Genomic DNA, 210 nt, shown 5'->3' with positions numbered 1-210 from the left:
CTCCCTCGCCGGAAGACCAAGGGTTCCTGTCCAACGTTAATCGGGGCAGGGTAAGTCGACTCCTAAGGCGAGGCCGAAAGGCGTAGTCGATGGGAAACAGGTTAATATTCCTGTACTTCTTACAATTGCGATGGGGGGACGGAGAAGGCTAGGTGGGCCTGGCGACGGTTGTCCAGGTTCAAGTATGTAGGCGGGTGGTTTAGGTAAATC

General features: G+C 54.8%; 1 rRNA gene. It reads left to right on the top strand.

What is annotated here, in order from left to right:
- Positions 1–210 (top strand): 23S ribosomal RNA (locus IQO02_RS20000); the annotation flags it as partial.

It is taken from the genome of Vibrio sp. OPT24 (assembly GCF_015163545.1).
Taxonomy (GTDB): Bacteria; Pseudomonadota; Gammaproteobacteria; order Enterobacterales; family Vibrionaceae; genus Vibrio; species Vibrio cyclitrophicus.
The sequence above is the reverse complement of the archived record's forward strand: the minus strand, read 5'-3'. Positions and strand labels throughout refer to the sequence as shown.